Origin of the sequence: Rhodococcus sp. 14-2470-1b (genome assembly GCF_002259415.1) — a bacterium.
Classification (GTDB): Bacteria; Actinomycetota; Actinomycetes; order Mycobacteriales; family Mycobacteriaceae; genus Rhodococcoides.
This window is the reverse complement of the sequence record NZ_NPFY01000037.1, coordinates 1-1,676: the sequence shown is the minus strand read 5'-3', so window position 1 is coordinate 1,676 and position 1,676 is coordinate 1. Positions and strand designations below refer to the sequence as shown.

Here is a 1,676-nt window from a genome sequence, read left to right as displayed (position 1 = left end):
GTGACTGCCCTAGCGCCTAGGCCTACTCCCGCTGTGACGGCGGCTCGGCCTTTTCCGCCGCGGATGGGACCTAAGGGTTCGTTCGTTCACAAGGCGATTACGACCACTGATCCCAAGGTGTTGGGGATCATGTACATCGCGACGTCGATTGCGTTCTTCCTCGTCGGTGGGTTGATGGCGTTGTTGATGCGCGCCGAGTTGGCTGTGCCGGGGATGCAGTTCCTGTCCAACGAGCAGTACAACCAGTTGTTCACCATGCACGGCACGATCATGTTGCTGTTGTATGCGACGCCGATCGTGTTCGGGTTCGCCAATTACATTCTGCCGTTGCAGATCGGTGCTCCGGATGTGGCGTTCCCACGGCTCAATGCGTTCTCGTACTGGTTGTATCTGTTCGGTGCGTTGATCACCACGGCCGGGTTCATCACTCCTGGTGGTGCCGCGGACTTCGGGTGGACTGCCTACACGCCGTTGACGAGTGCTCTGCATTCGCCGGGTGTGGGTGCGGATCTGTGGATCATGGGGTTGGCGGTTGCCGGTCTGGGCACCATCTTGGGTGGTGTCAACATGATCACCACGGTCATCTGTTTGCGGGCGCCGGGTATGACGATGTTCCGGATGCCGATTTTCACCTGGAACATTCTGGTGACCTCGATTCTGATTCTGCTGGCGTTCCCGTTGTTGACGGCGGCGTTGTTGGGGTTGGCGGCCGATCGTCATCTGGGTGCGCACTTGTTCGATCCGGCGACCGGTGGTGTGTTGCTGTGGCAGCACTTGTTCTGGTTCTTCGGTCATCCCGAGGTGTACATCATCGCGTTGCCGTTCTTCGGGATCGTCTCGGAGATCTTCCCGGTGTTCTCGCGTAAGCCGATGTTCGGGTACACCACGTTGATCTACGCGACGATCGCGATCGCGGCATTGTCGATCGCGGTGTGGGCGCATCACATGTATGCCACCGGTGCGGTGTTGTTGCCGTTCTTCTCGTTCATGACGTTCTTGATCGCGGTGCCCACGGGTGTGAAGATCTTCAACTGGATCGGCACGATGTGGCGTGGTCAGGTCACGCTCGAGACGCCGATGTTGTTCTCCATCGGGTTCTTGATCACGTTCCTCTTCGGTGGTCTCTCGGGTGTGTTGCTCGCCAGCCCGCCGATCGATTTCCATGTCACCGACACCTACTTCGTGATCGCGCACTTCCACTATGTGGTGTTCGGGACGGTGGTGTTCGCGACGTATGCCGGTATCTATTTCTGGTTCCCGAAGATGACGGGCCGGATGATGGACGAGACGCTCGGCAAGTGGCATTTCTGGTTGACGTTCTTCGGGTTCCACGGCACGTTCTTGGTGCAGCACTGGCTCGGGAACGAGGGTATGCCGCGTCGGTACGCCGACTACCTGGCTTCGGACGGGTTCACTACGTTGAACATCATTTCCACGATCGGGGCGTTCGTGCTCGGTGCGTCGACGTTGCCGTTCGTGTGGAACGTGTTCAAGTCCTACCGGTACGGCGAAGTCGTCACGGTCGACGATCCGTGGGGGTACGGCAACTCGTTGGAATGGGCGACTTCCTGCCCGCCGCCGCGGCACAACTTCACCGAACTGCCCCGGATCCGTTCGGAGCGTCCCGCGTTCGAACTGCACTACCCGCACATGGTCGAACGCCTCCGCGCCGAAGC

1 protein-coding gene is annotated in these 1,676 nt (G+C 59.5%); it reads left to right on the top strand.

Going from position 1 to position 1,676, the window contains the following annotated elements:
* Positions 1-1,676, top strand: a 1,676-nt coding sequence (gene ctaD, locus CH293_RS25985) for a cytochrome c oxidase subunit I (RefSeq protein WP_255122987.1), incomplete at both ends; no start/stop codon positions are given.